The 19,040-nt window shown below is 62.3% G+C and carries 15 protein-coding genes; 5 read left to right on the forward strand and 10 right to left on the reverse strand.

All coding sequences use genetic code 11. The features are described from left to right. Positions 1-12 precede the first annotated feature (12 nt). The gene (locus NFR19_RS03425; RefSeq protein ID WP_251212385.1) at positions 13-1,617 is read right to left on the reverse strand and encodes a helix-turn-helix transcriptional regulator; all 1,605 of its coding nucleotides are present in this window, start codon (positions 1,615-1,617) and stop codon (positions 13-15) included. A 361-nt stretch (positions 1,618-1,978) separates the two neighbouring features. On the opposite strand from NFR19_RS03425, the gene NFR19_RS03430 reads away from it, so the two are divergent. The 5 genes from NFR19_RS03430 (at position 1,979) to NFR19_RS03450 (ending at position 7,740) form a co-directional block, all read left to right on the forward strand. After that, positions 1,979-4,381, forward strand: coding sequence for a DMSO/selenate family reductase complex A subunit (locus tag NFR19_RS03430; RefSeq protein WP_251212386.1), 2,403 nt, complete (start codon positions 1,979-1,981; stop codon positions 4,379-4,381). A 26-nt stretch (positions 4,382-4,407) separates the two neighbouring features. After that, positions 4,408-5,028 carry a DMSO/selenate family reductase complex B subunit gene (locus tag NFR19_RS03435; protein WP_251212387.1) on the forward strand — a complete coding sequence of 207 codons (621 nt, stop codon included), beginning with the start codon at positions 4,408-4,410 and terminating at the stop codon, positions 5,026-5,028. Position 5,029: 1 nt separating this feature from the next. Next, a complete protein-coding gene (locus NFR19_RS03440) occupies positions 5,030-5,905 on the forward strand; it encodes a dimethyl sulfoxide reductase anchor subunit family protein (RefSeq protein ID WP_251212388.1) in 876 nt (291 codons plus the stop codon). 130 nt (positions 5,906-6,035) lie between these two features. After that, on the forward strand, positions 6,036-6,728 hold the full coding sequence (gene dmsD, locus NFR19_RS03445) for a Tat proofreading chaperone DmsD (RefSeq protein WP_251212389.1): 693 nt from the start codon (positions 6,036-6,038) through the stop codon (positions 6,726-6,728). Positions 6,729-6,867: 139 nt separating this feature from the next. Continuing rightward, a complete protein-coding gene (locus NFR19_RS03450) occupies positions 6,868-7,740 on the forward strand; it encodes a dimethyl sulfoxide reductase anchor subunit family protein (protein ID WP_251212390.1) in 873 nt (290 codons plus the stop codon). Positions 7,741-7,894: 154 nt separating this feature from the next. Here NFR19_RS03450 and NFR19_RS03455 read toward each other — a convergent pair whose 3' ends face one another. From NFR19_RS03455 to dnaK, 9 genes are all read right to left on the reverse strand, one after another. After that, complete coding sequence (locus tag NFR19_RS03455) at positions 7,895-8,491, reverse strand: QueT transporter family protein (RefSeq protein ID WP_251212391.1); 597 nt, start codon at positions 8,489-8,491, stop codon at positions 7,895-7,897. Between the two features lie 155 nt (positions 8,492-8,646). Then, complete coding sequence (gene rsgA / locus NFR19_RS03460) at positions 8,647-9,621, reverse strand: ribosome small subunit-dependent GTPase A (RefSeq protein WP_251212392.1); 975 nt, start codon at positions 9,619-9,621, stop codon at positions 8,647-8,649. Next, positions 9,622-10,266: a hydrolase gene (locus tag NFR19_RS03465; protein WP_251212393.1), complete on the reverse strand. Its 645-nt coding sequence runs from the start codon at positions 10,264-10,266 to the stop codon at positions 9,622-9,624. It abuts the gene before it with no gap. Continuing rightward, positions 10,263-11,786, reverse strand: coding sequence for a TrkH family potassium uptake protein (locus NFR19_RS03470; protein ID WP_251212394.1), 1,524 nt, complete (start codon positions 11,784-11,786; stop codon positions 10,263-10,265). The genes NFR19_RS03465 and NFR19_RS03470 overlap by 4 nt, the downstream gene beginning before the upstream one ends. A gap of 177 nt (positions 11,787-11,963) precedes the next feature. Beyond that, complete coding sequence (locus tag NFR19_RS03475) at positions 11,964-14,690, reverse strand: ATP-dependent Clp protease ATP-binding subunit (RefSeq protein ID WP_251212395.1); 2,727 nt, start codon at positions 14,688-14,690, stop codon at positions 11,964-11,966. Positions 14,691-14,740: 50 nt separating this feature from the next. Continuing rightward, the gene (locus tag NFR19_RS03480; RefSeq protein WP_251212396.1) at positions 14,741-15,187 is read right to left on the reverse strand and encodes a heat shock protein transcriptional repressor HspR; all 447 of its coding nucleotides are present in this window, start codon (positions 15,185-15,187) and stop codon (positions 14,741-14,743) included. Then, the gene (locus NFR19_RS03485; RefSeq protein ID WP_251212397.1) at positions 15,181-16,161 is read right to left on the reverse strand and encodes a DnaJ C-terminal domain-containing protein; all 981 of its coding nucleotides are present in this window, start codon (positions 16,159-16,161) and stop codon (positions 15,181-15,183) included. The genes NFR19_RS03480 and NFR19_RS03485 overlap by 7 nt, the downstream gene beginning before the upstream one ends. A gap of 153 nt (positions 16,162-16,314) precedes the next feature. Next, a complete protein-coding gene (locus NFR19_RS03490; protein ID WP_251212398.1) occupies positions 16,315-17,001 on the reverse strand; it encodes a nucleotide exchange factor GrpE in 687 nt (228 codons plus the stop codon). A gap of 2 nt (positions 17,002-17,003) precedes the next feature. Continuing rightward, the gene (dnaK, locus tag NFR19_RS03495) at positions 17,004-18,911 is read right to left on the reverse strand and encodes a molecular chaperone DnaK (RefSeq protein WP_251212399.1); all 1,908 of its coding nucleotides are present in this window, start codon (positions 18,909-18,911) and stop codon (positions 17,004-17,006) included. Positions 18,912-19,040 lie beyond the last annotated feature (129 nt).

The raw sequence follows: 19,040 nt of genomic DNA on the forward strand, positions 1-19,040 counted from the left end.
AAACCAAGCCGCTCAGAACTGGTCGATCAGATCGACCAGTTCCTGGCGCTTATGGATATCAAGCTTGGCGTAGATGCGCTTTGAATGCGTGCGTATGGTGTTCTCGGATACCACGAGCATCTCCGCGATGCGCGCCACCGAATTCCCGCGCGCCATCAACTCCATCACCTCCGCCTCGCGCGCTGAAAGACGAAAGTGCCCTTGGATGCGCTTGGCCTGCACAGCGATCCGATCAACAGCCGCAACAGCGCTTTCCATCTCACCGGTAGCCAGTTCGCGTCGTCTCTGTTGAGCGCGATCATCTCCGATCGGCACCTCATCGCCCTCGGCGAGCGGGGCGGCCACCTGCTGCATGACCTTGCGCACCTCCGTCGGCATCGGCTGCGGTGGCCGCAGCGCCATCAGCTCAATGGCCTCGGGCTGCACTGTGCTCGCAAGCGCCGACGTAAAACCGCCCGATCCGATGAAATGCATGAGCCCGAGCGCCCACAGCGCCGCCAGCGCCACCACGGCCAAAGGATCGATCCCCATGATGCGCACGTCCTCGCCGAAGGTGCCCGCCAGAAATCCCACGCTGTGCAGCGTGTACACGATGGCGCCGAAGAACCCGTAGATGAACACGGGATTGATGCCGCGGTCACGCGAGATCTGCGCGCACTGCATCATCATCAGCATGATGGCCGCACTGTAAACGGCATACAAAATGGCCGCCAGCCACCGCGCGTACTCGGCTGGCAACAGCGGCAGCCCTACCAGCGAGGTGATCAAGAAGGGGAACACCATCCGATACGAATCGGTGATGGACAGCCGCACGTCCTTCAAGCGCCACAGCCACATAACGATGACCGCCGCCAGCAGCATGCCGATCATAGACAGCGCATTCACGTACACGCCCAACGACGGATCGGCCACCGCGATGGAACGCATGATGCCCGCGCAGAACCCCACCGCGCCCACGCACAGCGCACCGCGCCAATGGTCCTCGAGCGCTTGCCGGTAGACGTGCGGATGCTCGCGCGGCACGTCGGCGAACATCGGCTGATCGGGATTGATCGTACGGCTGCGCAGCGTCATGCACAGCGCGAACAGCGGCAGGAACACCAAAGGGATCAGATACGCAGTGATAGCATGCGGGATCAGGTACAGCGCGAAATACATCACCGCGCCCCATGCGCTGCCCACCAGAAGATCGCGGTTGCCCGCATCGGCGTCCTGCCCCGCGAACAGTCGCTGCCAAAGCATATAGAATCCTGCCGACCCCAGCCCCAGCAGCGCGCCACCCACGCACACGAGAGCCAGCGCGGCCGCGTCAAGGTAGATGGCCGCGATCAAACAGCACCATCCCACGAAATAGAAGGAACTGGTCAACTTCACCAGAAAACTGCGCGTGGGACCCGGCATGAAATACACGCCGATGCAACTGGCGGCATAGCTGGCCGAGAACACCAGCGACTGCATCAAGAAGAACCAGAAAATGATCGTGCGCGTTTGGAACTCAATGGGCAAAAACGGAAACACCCCGCCCCACACGCCAGCCGCATTGATAGCCAAGAACAGCGCGTAGCCAAGCGACGCCACATTGGGAACGAGCATCCGGGATATGCTAGATCTGTTCATGGAAGCTGCCTGAAAACCTCGGAACGAACGCACTCTGGAGCATGACACGATATTCATGAGTATAGCCAAACCGCGGCGCTGCAGCATCCTCAAAGCGCATCTGTTTTCAGGCGTGCGGCTCTCAACAAGCCTTCTGAACGGGCATTCTTGAAAAAATCACCCACTTTATGTGACACCGCGCAACCCCACCGCGATACAGTTTTTCACAAGCTTGCTGACGGTAGAGAGGAACCGTTGGCAAAGCGGGCATAAGAGAGGCGCTGCTCCGACGAGGGATCGGAGACTGGCGGTGTGGGGTGCGCCGCCTCAACCGAAACGACCGCCTCCTTTCTGCCCGTTATCAAAGAGAAGGAGGATTTGCATGATCGACACGAATGTGAGTCGCCGAACGTTCCTCAAGACCAGCGGGGCCTTAGGTGCCCTGGCCGTCGCGGGAACAGACGCCGTCACTGCCGACTCGCTGTTCGGGGCGGGCGTGACAGTGGCGGACGCCGAGCCGGAAGAGAAGATCGTCTGGAACCACTGCGCGATCAACTGCCCGGGGCGCTGCGCGATCAAGATGCACGTCAAAGACGACGAGATCACCCGCGTTGAAACCTATTCGCTGGATTCCAAGGACATGAACGACATCCAGCCGCGCGCGTGTCTGCGCGGACGCGCCTATCGCGCCTGGGTGAACCATCCCGACCGCATCAACTACCCCATGAAGCGCGTTGAGGGAACGAAGCGCGGCGAAGGCAAGTACGAGCGCATCAGCTGGGAAGAAGCTGTTGACACCATCGCCAAGAATCACAAGGAAGTCATGGAGAAGTACGGCCCCGAGGCCATCTACATGAACTACTGCACGGGCAACTACGGGGTCACCGCGCGCCCGTGGTTCCGCTTCCTGAACTCCACGGGCGGCTATCTGCCGTTCTACGGCAACTACAGCCTGGCTCAGCTCATGTGGATCACCCCCTACATCTACGGCAGCAAGGTGGGCGCTGGCTCGTCGCTGAACGCCGCCAATGACGCCAAGCTGATCTTGATGTTCGGCACAAGCCCGGTGGAAACGCGCCAGGGCGGCGCGGTGTCCCATCACGACTACGTGGCCATGCGCGAGCAGACGCAGGGCAAGATCTACGTGATCGACCCGCGCTTCAACGATTCGCTGTCGGGCCATTCGGACGAGTGGATCCCCATCAACCCCGGCACCGACGCCGCGCTCGTCAGCGCCATCGCGCATGAGCTCATCAAGAACGACCAGGTGGACCTGGACTTCCTGCACACCTACTGCGTGGGCTACGACGAAGAGACGCTGCCCGAATCGGCGCGCGGACAGAACAAGTCGTACCATGACTACATCATGGGCACCGGCTATGACCTGGTGGAGAAGACCCCCGAATGGGCCGCGCCCATCACCGGCATCTCGGCTGACAAGATTCGCAGCCTGGCGCAGGAGATCGGCACCACCAAGCCCATGTTCGTCGATCAGGGCTGGGGCCCGCAGCGCCGCAGCAACGGCGAGATGACCGGCTGGGCCATCTGCATGTTGCCCATCCTCACGGGCAACATCGGTCTGCCTGGCACCAGCAACGGCCTGCGCGAGGGTTCGTACTCGGTGAACCTGACGAGCCTGCCGGACGGCAAAAACCCCGTGAAGGCCAAGATCTCGGTGTTCTCCATGGTGGACGCCATCGACCGCGGCAGCCAGATGACCGAGAAAGCCGACGGCGTCACCGGCGTCGATCAGCTGCCCCACGATATCAAGTTCGTCATCAACTACGCGGGCAACTGCATCACCAACCAGAACAGCGATATCAACTGGGTCCACGACGTGATGTCCGACGAGAGCAAATGCCAGTTCGTGCTGGGCTCCGATATCCTGATGACCGACTCGCTCAAGTACTCCGACATCATCCTGCCCGACCTGTTCCGCCTGGAGCAGCCCTCCATGATCGGCACGGGCGGCGACGGCGCCTACATGCTGGCAGGATCTGAACCCTACGCGCCCAAGTTCGAGCGCAAGTCAGCCTATGATGCCGCCGCGCTGATCGCCAAGGCGCTCGGCAAGGAGCAGGAGTTCACCGAGGGCAAGTCCCAAGAGGACTGGCTTAAGAGCTGCTACGAGCAGTCCCGCGCGAAGGACCCCCAGCTTCCCACCTACGAAGAGGCCATGGAAATGGGCGTCTACACGCGCCAGAACCCCAAGGGCGCCGTGGTCGTCATGGACAAGTTCCGCGAAGACCCGGTGGCCAATCCGCTGGACACGCCGTCCGGCAAGATCGAGATCTACTCCGAAGACTTGGCGAACTACATTGCGACCCACGAGTTCAAAGAAGACGACAAGGTCGCTCCCATTCCCATCTACGCGCCCGAATGGTACGGCGTGGAGACCAAGGACGAGAAGTACCCGTTGCAGCTTTCAGGCTTCCACTACCGAGGGCGTCTGCACTCGTCGTGGGGCGACGTGGACATCTTGAAGGAGCTCAACCCGCAGGAGGCCTGGATCAACCCGGCCGACGCGGAGAAGCGCGGCATCGCCTCGGGCGACAAGGTGCGCGTGGAGAACGAGTTCGGTAAAACGGAGCTGCTGGCGAAGGTGACCCCGCGCGTGATCCCGGGCACCGTAGCCATGGCCCAGGGCGCGTGGCACGACGCCGATATGTCAGGTGACCGCGTGGACAAGGGTGGCTGCATCAACACCCTGACCACCCACCGCCCCTCTCCCTTCGCCAAGGGCAATCCGCAACATACCAACATCTGCGAAGTCAAGAAGGCATAACCGGAGCAGCGTAAAGGAGGAATACTATGACCCAACAAGCTTTTTACTTCGACGGCACGCGCTGCACCGGTTGCAAGACCTGCGTGTTCGCGTGCAAAGATAAGAACGACCTGGACGTGGGCGTTGCCTATCGCAAGGTGTACGAGGTGACCGGCGGCGAAACCAGCAAGGACGACAACGGCTGCGCCACCACCTCGTGCTACAGCTACTACACCTCGGTGGCGTGCAACCACTGCGACGACCCCGCATGCGCGAAGGTGTGCCCCACCGGCGCCATGCACAAGGACGGTGACACCGGCCTGGTCACCGTGGATGCCGACAAATGCATCGGCTGCGGCTACTGCCACATGGCCTGTCCCTATAACGCCCCGAAGGTGGACCGCGAAAAGGGCCACTCCGTCAAGTGCGACGGCTGCGCCGATCTGGTGGCGAAGGGCGAAAAACCGTCCTGCGTCATGGCATGCCCGGCGCGCGCCCTGGACTTCGGCACGGCCGACGACATGGCGAAGCTGGGCGAGCAGGCCGATTCGGCTCCGCTGCCGGAGAAGTCCTACACCAAGCCCAATCTGTACATCAAGCCTTCCCGCGATGCCAAGCCCGCCGGTGACGCATCCGCGAAGGTCGCGAACCCCCTGGAGGTGAAGTAGCATGGCAACTGCAATGGCTGAGCTGCCTTTGGCGCTCTTCAGCACGCTGGCGCCCATGGGTGCCGGGGCATTCGTCATCTTGGCTGTTCTGTTCAGCACCGCGAAGATCGACGGCGACGCCCTCAAGCGCATCGACAAGATGACCGCCATTCCGGTGGCGCTCGTGATCGTCGGCTTCATCGCGGCGTTCTTCCACCTGGCAAGCCCGCTGAACGCCTTCGGTGTGTTCGCTGGCATTGGCGCTTCCCCGCTCTCGAACGAGCTGGTGGCTGGCTGCGTGTTCGCAGTGGTCATGCTCGTGTACTGGATCTGGGCGATGACCGGCACCATGAGCGCCGGTGCACGCAAGGGCCTTGCATGGGCCACCGCTGTGCTCGGGGTCGTGTTCGCTTGGTTCACGGGCATGGCTTACATGATCGACACCATCCCGTCGTGGAACACCCTGGCCGGGCCGATCCAGATGGTCGGATTCGCCTTGGTCGGCGGTGCAGCGGTTGCCATTCTGACCCTCACGCTGGCGAAGAGCGCTGATGCGCTGAAGGCTGGCACTATGAAAACGACGGTGCTCGTGGTGCTCGTGGCGGGCATCGTGCTGGGCCTTGGTGGCTTGGCGGCCCAAGCAGCAGCCACGAGCGGTATGGGCAACGCGCTGGTGAGCGGCGCTGACCTAGTCGGCGGCGCGCTGATGATCATCATCTGCGGCGCCATCTGCCTAGTCGGCACCGGCGTCTGCGATGCCTTCGCCGTGCGCGGCGCACAGGAGGGCGCGCTGGTGGGCATCAGCTGCGGCGCTGCCGTGCTCGCCATCGTGGGCATCCTGTTGCTGCGATTGGCGTTCTACGCCATGCAGCTTTCCGTCGGCCTGAGTATCATGTGAGCGACCGGAATATCGAACGACGCGCTGCGCGTCTGATGGAGTAATGGAACGCCCCGGGTCGCACGTCTCGGGGCGTTTTGCTCGGCCCGCGGTTTTCGCCGCTGGCAGCACCACCGAAGGAGAGCAGAACATGCACGATACGAATGAGCACACCGAGGAACGCACGAGCGAACCTACCCTGGATGCAACGGTGGATGCAGTGGCGTTCCTAGGCGAAACGCTGGGACCGCTGTTCCTGTACGAACCGACCGAGGCCGCAGTGCTGCCGATCTATGGCGCGCTGCGCAACCTTGAGAACACGGCCGCTTCCGAATGGCCCTTCGCCGACGCCACCGAAGCGCAGCGTGCTCTTGAGCTGATCGCGCAGGGGCTGGCGCCCACCGCTGATGGCGTAGACGATCCCGATGATGCGCTGCTCTGGGAATACCGGCGGCTGTTCGTAGGGCCCGCGAAGAAGGCAGCGCCGCCGTGGGGCTCGGTGTACACCGACCGCGAATGCGTGGTCTTCGGCGTGACCACCCTTGAACTGCGCCAGTGGATGCGCAGCAAGGGCATCTCTCGCCCCGATCACGATGGGGGCCCTGAGGACCACATCGGGCTCATGCTGCTGCTGATGGCATGGATCGCGCGCAATCGTCCGGAACTGCTCGATGAGTACCTGGCCGAGCACTTTCTGACCTGGGCGCCGCATTTCCTGGAGATCGTCCAGCGCGAAACCACCCATCCGTTCTTCGAGGGTTTGGCGCTGCTCACCCGGGCGTCTGCGCTGGGAGTGCAAGATGCGCGCGGATTGGAAGTGGCCGTGCCCCATTTTTATCGCTAAAGGAGTTGAGTTGCGCATATGCACCGATGACGACGTGTCAGATGCCTCTGAGATGCCAAGCGCATCTGACAGCTTGGAGCGCTCAGACGGTATGCGCGCCCGTCATTGGCACAACAGTCATTTGAGATAATACCTTGCTATGGAAACCGCACTGAATGAGATCACGCTCGTCCTGTTCACCACGCTGGCACCGGCCGGTGCGATGGCCTACGTGCTCATGGCACTGCCCTTCATCATGCGCGGCGCCTCGATGGATGCGGCGGCGCGTCGTCGGCTCGACAACTTCCTGAGCTTGCCGGTGGTGGTGGCGATGGTCGGCCTGGTGGCCTCGGCCACGCATCTGGGGAATCCCGCGAATGCGCTGTATGTGGTGTCCGGCTTTGGCCGCAGCCCGCTTTCAAATGAAGTGGTCTGCGGGGTGGCGTTTCTGGGATGCGCGGGCGTTTTCTGGCTCACCTCGTTCGCCGAAGAAGCGCGTCATCTGACGCTCCGGCGCGTGATGGCCGCCATCATATCCCTGCTTGGACTGGTGTTCATCGGCACCATCTCGCTTGCGTACAACGCCAGCACGATCATTGCTTGGAACGTGCCCGTCGCACCGATATCGCTATGGCTGAACGCGCTGGCGAGCGGGCCGCTGCTAGCCATTCTGGGCTTTCGCATGGCGCGCTTCTCTACGCCAGGGCACACGTGGGGGCGCATCCTGGTGGCACTTGCGGCCTGCGCGGTCATCGCAGATGCGATCGTGTATGCGATGTGGGGCGCGCTGTTGCCCACCCTGCAGAACGCGCTCACCTCAGCGGCCGATCTGGCTCCGGCGTTCGGACCGACAACCGCTCTGTTCGCCATGCTCAGCGCAACGAGCGTGATCCTGGGAGCCAAGAGCGCCGCCTGGGATGGCCCGGCACCGCTGTGGCTCCCCATCACTGCCGCTGGCATCATGCTGGCTGGCATTTTCTTGATGCGCTTCATGTTCTACATGACGCATATGACCGTGGGCCTGGGCGTGTAGAGCAGAGCGTCTTCGATCGACGAGGGCAAGGTCGGGCGGCGCGGCTGCGGTCAATCGCGCGACCGCCCAAGTTCATGTCGGCATATCATCGCGCGACTGCCCAAGCCCACACCGGCACATCATCGCGCGACAAGAGCAGTTTCGGCTGCGGCGCCTAGCGTGCGTTGAACTTCTGGATGGCCTTCAAGAGCGGCAGCCCCAGCACATAGATGACAAGCGCCTCGCCAATGCCGGTAGCGACGACACCGAACAGATACATGGGCAGATACGCGCCATCGAGTGCGATGTCGGTGAAGGGAATAGTGTAGAATCCGAGCCCTTGCAACAGCAGCGGCAGATACGCTGGCACGATGAGCGCATTGGTCAGCACGAAGCTGCCGATGGCGAGCGCCGGACGCTCGCGCAGGCGCCAGCACAAGAGCGAACCGATCAGGGTAGCTGCGCTACCGAACACCACATCGAGCAGCCCCAAGGCGCCGGTGCCGCTGATGACCAGGTTCACCAGGTTAGCGATGATGCAGCCGATGGTAAGCCCGGGAATGGCCGCCGGTGTTAGCACCGCCACCACGCAGATGGCCTCTGAGATGCGGAACTGCACCGGACCCCATGCAAGGCCTTGCAAGAGCAGCATGCAGATCAGTGTGGCTGCCGCATAGAGCGCAGCGATCATGCCCGCCTGCGCCACATAGCGCGAGCGCGGCATATCCGCAATGGTCGATCGTGTTTTGGACAGAGTGGCAGAATCATTCATGATGACTTCCTTTCCACACGGCACGATGCCGAGGGTCATGGGCAACTAATAGAGATGCGCGGACAGGGCCCATCGGTGCACGCGCGCTGGTGATTATAAACCTCCTGCACCTCAACGTCGATGCTGAATTATTTCACGTGAAACAGTTTGCGAAACTACCGGCGGCGCCTCTTCCACGCTGCCTGTTCGCGGCGCTGACGGGTAGCTGCCGTCTCCTGGCGAAGCTGCTGGTACGCTTCAAGACGCTCGGCGGAAAGTTCGCCGCTCTCCACCGCCGCACGCACGGCGCATCCCGGCTCACGCTGATGCTTGCAGTCGCGGAATCGGCACTGCTCGGCCATGCGCTCGATATCGGCGAAAGCCGCATCGATCCCCGCATCGGCGTCCCACAGCCCCAAGCCCCGCACGCCCGGCATATCCACGATATCGCCGCCGCCAGGGATGGAGATGATCGCGCGGTTCACCGTGGTGTGACGCCCCTTGCCATCCGTCTGCCGCACGTGAGCGGTACGCCGCGCCTCGGTGCCCACCAAAACGTTGATCAGCGTTGACTTCCCCACGCCCGAGCGCCCGATCAGCACCGCGGTGGTGCCCGCTGGCACCAGATGGCGCACCGCCTCCACCGACGCCGCATCGTCGGCTGCCATGACCACCACCGCCACCTGCGCGCCCGCCATCTCCTGCACGCGCTGGCGCATCCGCTCGGCCACCGCATCGTCGGCTGCCAGGTCGCCCTTCGTCAACACCACGGCTACCTGCGCGCCCGTCTCGAAGGCCAGCACCAGCTCGCGCTGCAGGCGACGCAGGTTCACCTCGCTCACCGGCTGAGCCACTATCACCGTGTCGAAATTCGCGGCCAGCACCTGAGCCATGGTGCGATCGGTGGGGTCTTTGCGCACCAGCTGCGTGCGACGCGGCAAGATCCTCTCGATGACACCCACCTCGTGCGACGCAGGTATGCGCACGCAGGCCATATCACCAATGACCGCGCGATGCTCACCTGTCTTCACCAGCTCGGTGGCATGCTCGCAGCGCAAGTGGGAGCCATCTTCCAGCGCAAGCTCTGGCAGTCCGCGATCGAGCTTCACCACCCTGCCCGTCATACGAGCCTCTGCGCGCACGTCGGCCATCTATCGCCTGCGCTCACTGAGGTGTCGATACACGAGCGTCAGCACCACCCCCACGCACACGAGCAACACGCCCGGAATGAAGCGCATGATGTCGAACGGGGTCTCGATCAGCGATCCGCGGCTGACGATGGCCACATGGTTCGCATGAATGTCGGTCAAGCCATCATGATCAACACAGGCCAGCGTGAAGGTGCCCCGCACCTGCAACGTGGTGCCGCGCTTGCCATACGCGCCGTACGTGTCGATCAGCTTCGACTGCGACAGCGGCATGCTCACCGTGATCTCCGCGTCGGTGCCGTCGTTGGCTTGCAGGGTGATCCAGCATTCGTCGGGGCTGTAGTCGGAGAGGATCAGATCGCCGATGACCTCGCCGGTCACCTGCACGGTCTGGCCTTCCATGTACGAATCGGCCGTTTGCAGGTCCATGATGCTGGCATCGTAGATGAACGAACTGTCCGGCAGCTGCGACGGATCGATCAGATTCGGCGACGCATCCGGCGTTGCATTGCCTGCCGTGCCACTGGCCCCCGCACCCGTTGGCGCCGGTCCCGCGCATCCAGCGAGCGCACCCGCGCATCCCAGTGCCAACGCACCCATCAGCACGCCCGGCAGCAGCACGCGCGCTATGACACGAAGCGCCCTCATTCGGCAACCTTCGGTCGGTGACGCGGCACCACGCTGATAGCCACCTGGACCAGCAGCGCCAGAAGCGCGATGAACTCAAGACGGCCCACCCACATCTGGAAGATGTAGAAGAGCTCGAGCGTCCAGGGCATGCCCGGCGACGCGATGCCGGTGATGATGCCGCCATTCGACGTCATGGCAACGCTCTCGAACACGCTCTGCACCGCATCGTAGCCATGCGCGATGCCCACCAGCGACCCGAGCACGTATGTGATCACGTACAGAATGAAGACCGTCATGGCTTCCTTCACCCGATCCGACGTCAAAATGCGCCGCCCCAGATGATTGTACGCCACCACCACGCGCGCGCTGTCGGGCGCAAGCGTCTCTTTGATGGTCTGCAAAATGGACTTCGCGATGATGCCCACACGATACAACTTGATGCCGCCCGCGGTGCTCCCGGCGCCCGCGCCCACCGCCATCACCAGCGCCAGCGTCAAGAATGCGCCGGAGGTGAACACAGAGAGCAGCTGGTTCACCGTGACGATGGAAAACCCGGTGGTGGTCATGGCCGACACCAGCATGAACGTGCCGCGATGCAGCATGGCCGCCACATTGCTGAACAACGTGCTGGCCGCCAGCGCCGCCGTGAACACGCACAGCATGACCGCCATCCAGATGAGCGCGGTGCGCGTCTCGATGTCGCGGAAGAAGCTCTTCGTCTCGCCTTTCACCACGTCGGCGTAGATGACGAAGCTGACCGAGCCCATCAGCATGAGCACCATCAAGATGAATTCGATGGGCGCCGAATGGTAGTACATGATGGATTGCTGCATGGGCGTGAAGCCGCCCGTGACGAAGCCGGAGACCGATGTCCAGAGCGCGTGCAGGATGGCGCGCGCGGGTTCCATGCCGTCAAGCAGCATGAGCACCGTGATGATGCCGGTCGCCACCACCACCACGATGGCGGTGATGCGTGCGATGAACTGGGTGGTTTGCACCACGTTGGGAACTACGTGCTCGTTGCGGCCTTCGCTGGTGTAAAGCGTGCTGCCGGTGCGCTTGCCGAAGATGCCCAGGCTGAGCGCCACCACGATGAGCCCCAAGCCCCCCAACAGATGCAACGTGAAGCGGAACATATTGTCGGCGTTGCTCAGGTGGTCGAGATCCACGATCAGCGCAGCGCCGGTGGTGGTCAGGCCCGATACGCCGTCGAACACCGCATCAAGATAGGTGGTGTAGTGCCCGCTCAGGTACAGCGGCAGCGAGGCGAACAAGCCCAGCACCACCCACGCCAGCCCGACGACAGCCAGCGCCTGCTGATGGTTCAGCTTGCCCGGCGTGATGCGGCAAAACCGCAGCGCCGAACCAACGACCAGCGTGATGCCAATGGCGAACAAGTAGCGTGAGGCTGGGTCCCATTCTTGGAATGCGATGGCGGTCACCAGCGGCACCACCATGAGCGCGGCAGAGAACAGCACCAACATGCCCAGATAATGGCCGATGACTTGAAGGTCGTAAAATGTGAAGCGCTGCCACATTGCGAGCGACTACCCCACCGGCAGGATCACGCGCACCAGGGTCATGAGCACCCAGAGTCCCACGATGAACGTAACGAGCGCAAGGATGAGCAAGGCCATGCCGCGCAAGGCAGGCATAGCCTTTGACCGTATGTCCGCAAGCGAAGTTCGCATGCGGGTATTGTACCGCTTGAAACGTTACAGGTCGCTCAGGTCGGCAACATCGAAGCTCAGGGGGCCTTCGATGCGGCAGGTGTAGTCGCCCTCGGCGTCGATATCCACCAGCACATGGGCGCCATCGTGCAGCTCGCCGGTGATCACCTTCTGGGCGATGCGGTCCACCACCTCGCGCTGGATCAGCCGCTTGAGCGGACGCGCGCCGAATACCGGGTCGTAGCCATCGATGGCCAAGTGCTCCATAGCGGCTGGCGTCACGTCCAGCGTGATGCGGCGGTTCGCCAGGCGGTCGCGCACATCCTCTAGCTGCAGGTCCACGATCGGCTCGATGGTGGAGATGGACAGCTCGTTGAACGTCACGATGTCGTCGATGCGGTTCAGGAACTCCGGGCGGAACGTGGCACGCAGCGCATCCTGGATCTTGTTCGCGAAATCGCTCATGCGCTTGGCCGCCTGCTCAGGCGTCATGTTCACCACATCTTCCAGCATCTCGCCCATGGTCTCGCCGCCGGTCGCCTCGTTCTTGTCGAATTGGCCGCTCTCGACCGCATGATCGCGGATGATCTGGCTGCCGATGTTGCTCGTCATGATGATGATGGTGTTCTTGAAGTTAACCACGCGACCCTGGCCATCGGTCAGGCGCCCGTCGTCGAGCACCTGCAGCAGCACGTTGAACACGTCTGGATGCGCCTTTTCCACCTCGTCGAGCAGCACCACCGAATACGGATGACGCCGCACGGCCTCGGTCAGCTGGCCGCCTTCGTCATAACCCACATACCCCGGAGGCGCGCCGATCAGGCGTTGCACGCTGAACTTCTCCATGTATTCCGACATATCGATGCGGATCATGGCCTTGTCGGTATCGAACAAGTACTCGGCCAGCGCCTTCGCCAACTCGGTCTTGCCCACGCCGGTGGGGCCCAAGAACATGAAGCTGCCGATGGGCTGTTCGGGGTCAGAGAGGCCCGCGCGGTTACGCCGGATAGCGCCAGCCACCACGCTCACCGCCTCGTCCTGGCCGATGACGCGCTTCTTCAGTTCCTCTTCCAGATCAACCAGCTTCTCCATCTCACCTTGCATCATCTTGGTGACAGGAATGCCAGTCCAGGTGGATACTACCTGCGCGATCTCTTCCTCGGTGACCTCTTCTTTCAGGATGGCGCCCGCCTCTTGGCTGGCTTTGAGCGATTCCTCAGCCTGATGCAACTGCTGTTGCAGCTGCGGGATGCGCGAATAGCGAATTTCGGAAGCCAGGGCCAGATCACCCGAACGAGTGGCGCGCTCTTCCTCAAGCTGAGCGGAATCAAGCTCGGCCTTCAAATTCTGCACACCGACGATGACGTCCTTCTCGTTTTGCCAGGCGGCCTTCTGCTTATCCAGCGCATCGCGCGCATCCGCGATGTCGCGGCGCAGCTTCTCCAAGCGCTCGGCCGAAGCATCGTCGCTCTCCTTCATGAGCGCCTGCTCTTCGATCTGCATCTGCGTCAAGTGCCGCTCGGCCGCATCCACCTCTTCGGGCATGGAGTCGATCTCGATGCGCAGACGGCTTGCCGCCTCGTCCATCAGGTCGATGGCCTTGTCAGGCAGGAACCGGTCGGTGATGTAGCGGTCGGAAAGCTCGGCCGACGACACGATAGCGCCATCGGTGATACGTACGCCATGGTGGATCTCGTACTTCTCCTTCAAGCCGCGCAAGATGGCGATGGTGTCCTCCACCGTGGGTTCGTTCACCATCACGGGCTGGAAGCGCCGCTCGAGCGCTGCATCCTTCTCTACATACTTGCGATATTCCTCCAGCGTGGTGGCGCCGATGGCGTGCAGCTCGCCGCGTGCCAGTGCCGGTTTCAACATGTTGCCCGCATCGAGCGAACTATCGCCGCCCGCGCCCGCGCCCACGATGGTGTGCAGCTCGTCGATGAACAGGATGATGTTGCCGCCAGCCTCCTTCACCTCGCGTAGCACCGCCTTCAAGCGGTCCTCGAACTCGCCGCGATACTTCGCACCGGCCATCATGGCGCCCAGATCAAGGCTGATGATCTCGCGGTCCTTCAAGCTGGACGGCACATCGCCCGCCACGATGCGCTGGGCCAGGCCCTCTACGATGGCGGTCTTGCCGGTGCCCGGCTCGCCGATGAGCACGGGGTTGTTCTTGGTGCGGCGGCTGAGCACCTGAATGGTGCGGCGGATCTCCTCCGAGCGGCCGATCACCGGATCGAGCTTGCCCTCGCGCGCCTGCTGGGTCAGGTTCTGCCCGTATTGCTCCAGCGCCTCGAACTGCGTCTTGTCGGTCTGGCTGGTCACGCGCGTGTCGCCGCGCAGCGCCTCGTAGGCCGCTTCGATGTTCTTGCGCGTGATGCCCGCAGCGGTGAGCAGCTTGCCCGCTTCGCCTTTGTCCTCGGATAGCGCGATCAGCATGTGTTCGCTGGTAGCGTAACTATCGCCCAGCTTCTCGGCGATCTTCACTGCGCTGTCGATGGTCTTGATGAACGCCTGCGACGGAGCAGCCATGGGCAGAGCGCTGCCGCTTTGCTTGGGCATTTTCGCAATGGCGTCCTCGATGTTTTGCGCCAACCATACCGGGTCGGCGCCGATGCGCTTGATGATAGCCGCGATGTTGTTCTCATCGGCATCGATCAGCGCCTTCAAAAGATGTATGGGCTCGACCATGGCGGAATCGGCATCACCAGCCACGCCCAGCGCAGCCTGCACCGCTTCCTGCGCGGTCACAGCCAATTTGTCCAGTCTCATAATCTCTTCCTATCTTCTACCAGGGATACCCTGCAACGCGCATCCGGCTCTTACCGGATGCCGCCGTGCACTTCCTTGGAATAGAAATGCACGGTTGCCGAAGGGTTGTTCAACCAGTGCCACGCGGGGGGCAGGTCGCGGATGCTCATGAGCGCGTTCACCGGCGCTCCGGGCGAAAGCTCGCTGACGCGCCGTGCCAAGCGCTGCACTCGTTTATGCAGGTTGACCAGTTCGTCCTCGCGCGCCTCAAGGCGCACCTGCAGATCAAGGATGCGCATCACGCCCGCAAGATTGATGCCTTCGGCGGTCAATTCGTTGATGAGCTCGAGCCGCTCGATGTCGGCCTGCGAATACATGCGAGTGCCGCCGGATGTGCGCTGCGGGTTCAACAGACCCTTCTGCTCGTAGGCGCGCAGCGTTTGTGGGTGCACGCCAGCAAGCTCGGCCGCCACGCCTATCATGTAGAGCGGCCGGTCGCGATCCTCGTGTCCTACCATGGCCGCACCTCTTCTTCGGTGGCAGCCTGGAATGCCTCCAGCGCTTTCTTCTGGTCTTCGTTCAGTTCGGTGGGCACCTTCACCTGCACTTGGATCTTCAAGTTGCCGTTCGTACCCTTCTTCTTGATGTCGGGGGCGCCCTTGCCCTTGATGGTCAGCACTGTGCCGTCTTGGGTGCCCGCGGGCACGGTCACGCGCACCTTCTTGCCATCAGGCGTGGGAACCACCACTTTCGCGCCCAACGCCGCCTCAGCAATGGTCACCGGCATATCAACGACCACGTCCGCTTTGTCGCGGCGGTAATACGGATGCTCGGTGATATGCGTGGTGATCAGTAGATCGCCTGGCTCGCCGCCGTTCTGGCTAAGGCCGCCCTTCTTCTTGAAGCGCAGCCGACCGCCTTCTTGCGCGCCCGCTGGCACCTTCACGTCAAGCGTATCCGCCTCGGATTTGCCCGGGATGCGCACGGTCACGCGCTTGGTGGTGCCGTTGAAGGCCTCGTCGAAGGTGACGTCCAGCGTCACGTTCATGTCCTGACCCTTCGTGGCGCGCGCACGGCCGCCGCCCAAATCGCCGAAGTCCCAGTCGGTACCGAAAGCGCCTTCACCCGAGCGGATGCTCTCCAGGATATCGGCCCAACTGCCGCCGAACCCGCCACCACCGTTGGTCGTATAGGTGTAGGTGCCTCCATTGCCGCCGAAGATGTCCTCGTAGTTGAAACCGGCGCCACCCTGACCGCCCCACGGTATTTGATTCTCGTTGGCCGTGCCGTACTGGTCGTACAGGTCGCGCCTCTTCTCGTCCGAGAGCACCTCGTATGCTTCGTTGATCTCCTTGAACTTCGCCTCATCACCGCCCGCATCGGGGTGATGGGTGCGTGCGAGCTTGCGGAATGCCTTCTTTATCTCGTCTGCCGACGCGGTGCGTGGAACGCCCAGCGTCTTGTAATAATCCGGTGTGGTTGTTGCTGCCAACGTTCCACCTCCTTACTTTATTCTGCGAAGGTGTTTGGGGCGCCTTCGCTCGCTCAGACAATCCTCGCTTCGCTGCGGAACTCGCTTTGAGAAGATGCCCCGAACACCTTATGCGAACTCCTTGCGGTGGACTGTGCTGTCAGCGTTCCTTGGTTACTCTTCTTCCGGCTTCTCGCGCTTCGGGCCGCCGGTCGTCACCGTCACCATGGCGGGGCGAAGCACCTTCACGCCCATCTTGTAGCCCTTCTGGTACACCTCGTTGACGGTCTCGTCGGGCTGGCTCGGGTCGTCTACCGTACCGACCGCCTGCGCTTCCAGCGCGTCGAAGGCCTGGCCTACCGGGTCGAGCACTTCCACGCCGTCCTTCTTCAAGGTGTCGACGAACTTCGTGAGCACTGCTTTGACGCCGTCGAGAAGTCCGCTGCTTGCATCAGCGTCCGAGTTCTTCTCTGCGTAGTCGATGGTGCGCTCAAGGTCGTCGATCACGGGAAGCAGGCTTACCACGAGCTTCTCAGCTGCGCGAGCCTTCTCTTCTTCGCGCTGCTCCTTCGTGCGGCGGCGGTACGTGTCCCACTCCGCATGAAGGCGCATGTACTTGTCTTTCCATTCGGCCACCTGCGCCGCTGCGGCTGCTTCGGCTTCCACTTGGTCCATCGCGTTGTCCACGATGGCAGCTGCTTCGGCTTCCAGCACCGCATCGGTGAGATCATCGGCGCTGTTCGCGTCTGCCGCCGTTGCCGTTGCGCTTTCCGGCGTTTCGGCATCGGGTGCGCCCGTTGGCGCACCCTCTGTCATATCCTCAGCGGCCTGGGCCGCTTTCGTTTCGTTCTGCTCGACCATGCCTATTCCTTCTTCGCATCGTCGTCGTCGACCACCTCGTAGTCGGCCTCGAGCGTGTCGTCAACCGGAGCCGTTTCGGCAGCCGCCGCCTCAGCGCCCGCACCAGCACCCTCGGTGGTGTAGACCACCTCAGCCAGCTTGTAGCCCGCCTGCTGCATCTTCTCGGTTGCAGCGCGGATGGCATCTATGTCCTGGCCTTCCAGTGCGCTCTGAGTCTCGGCGATGGCGCTCTCGGCCTCGCTCTTCGCGTCAGCCGGTACCTTGTCGCCCAACTCGTCCAGCGTCTGCTGGGTAGCGGTCACCAAGGCTTCGGCGTTGTTGCGCACCTCGACCTCTTCCTTGCGCTTGGCGTCTTCCTCGGCATGCTGCTCGGCATCTTTCACCATGCGATCCACTTCGTCATCAGAGAGCGCCGTGGAGCCGCTGATGGTGATCTGCTGCTGCTTGCCCGTGCCCAGGTCCTTCGCCGACACGTTCACGATGCCGTTCGCATCAATATCGAAGGTGACCTCGATCTGCGGCACACCGCGACGCGCAGCCGGAATGCCGGTCAGCTGGAAACGGCCCAGCGTCTTGTTGCCCGCGGCCATCTCGCGCTCGCCCTGCAGCACGTGCACCTCAACGGAGGTCTGGTTGTCAGCGGCCGTGGAGTAGATCTCGGTCTTGCGCGTCGGGATGGTGGTGTTGCGCTCGATCATCTTGGTCATTACGCCGCCCATGGTCTCAACGCCCAGCGACAGCGGGGTCACGTCGAGCAGCAAGATGCCGGTCACGTCGCCAGAGAGCACGCCGCCCTGGATTGCCGCGCCCATGGCCACGACCTCGTCCGGGTTCACCGACATGTTCGGCTTCTTGCCGGTCAGCTTCTCCACCAGTTCCTGCACGGCGGGCATACGGGTGGAACCGCCCACCAGAATGACCTCATCCAGCTCGCCTGCTTTCAGGCCCGCATCTTTCAGTGCCTGCTCAACCGGCTTCTTGCAGCGCTCGAGCAGATCCTTTGTGATGCTTTGGAACTCGGTGCGCGTCAGCGTGTAGTCAAGGTGCTTAGGGCCATCAGCGCCAGCCGTGATGAACGGCAGGTTGATGTTGGTCTGCGTGGTTGCGGACAACTCCATCTTGGCCTTCTCGGCTGCTTCCTTGAGGCGCTGGAGAGCCATCTTGTCCTCGCGCAGGTCGATGCCGGTGTCAGCCTTGAACTTGTCAGCCAGCCAGTCGATGATGCGCTGATCCCAGTCGTCGCCGCCCAGGTGGTTGTCGCCTGCGGTGGATGCGACCTCGAACACGCCGTCGCCCAGCTCCAGCACCGACACGTCGAAGGTGCCGCCGCCCAGATCGAACACGAGGATCTTCTCGTCGTGGTCAGCCTTGTCCAGACCGTAAGCCAGAGCCGCAGCGGTAGGCTCGTTGATGATGCGCTCCACTTCCAAGCCAGCGATCTTGCCAGCGTCCTTGGTGGCCTGGCGCTGCGCGTCGTTGAAGTACGCCGGTACGGTGATGACCGCCTTGGTGATGGTCTCGCCGGTCTGCTTCTCGGCGTCTGCCTTCAACTTCTGCAGCACCATGGCGGATATCTCTTCAGGGGTGTAGGTCTTGCCGTCGATGTCAACTACCGCGCGGCCGTCCTTGCCCTTCTCTACCTTATAAGAAACCGTCTTTTGCTCTTCGGGGGTTTCGTCATAGCTGCGACCGATGAAACGCTTCACCGAAGAGACTGTGTTCTCCGGGTTGGTGACGGCCTGGTTCTTAGCGGCCTTGCCGACCACGCGCTCGCCATCTTTGCGGAAGCCCTCGACGGACGGGGTGGTGCGATCGCCCTCGGCGTTCACCAGGATTTCAGGCTCAGAACCCTCCATCACGGCCATTGCCGAATTGGTGGTGCCCAGGTCGATTCCGAGTATCTTAGCCATTGTTAGGTCCCTCTCTTTCAGTGTTGGATATCAATCTTTTTGTTGTGCTTGCTATTATTTAATCTAAGTCTATACGTGTCAAGTTTTCTTATAAAGAAACTCTAAACTCGCACGCTGGCACACAGCTTA

This window comes from Adlercreutzia murintestinalis, assembly GCF_943192905.1.
Lineage (GTDB): Bacteria > Actinomycetota > Coriobacteriia > Coriobacteriales > Eggerthellaceae > Adlercreutzia_A > Adlercreutzia_A murintestinalis.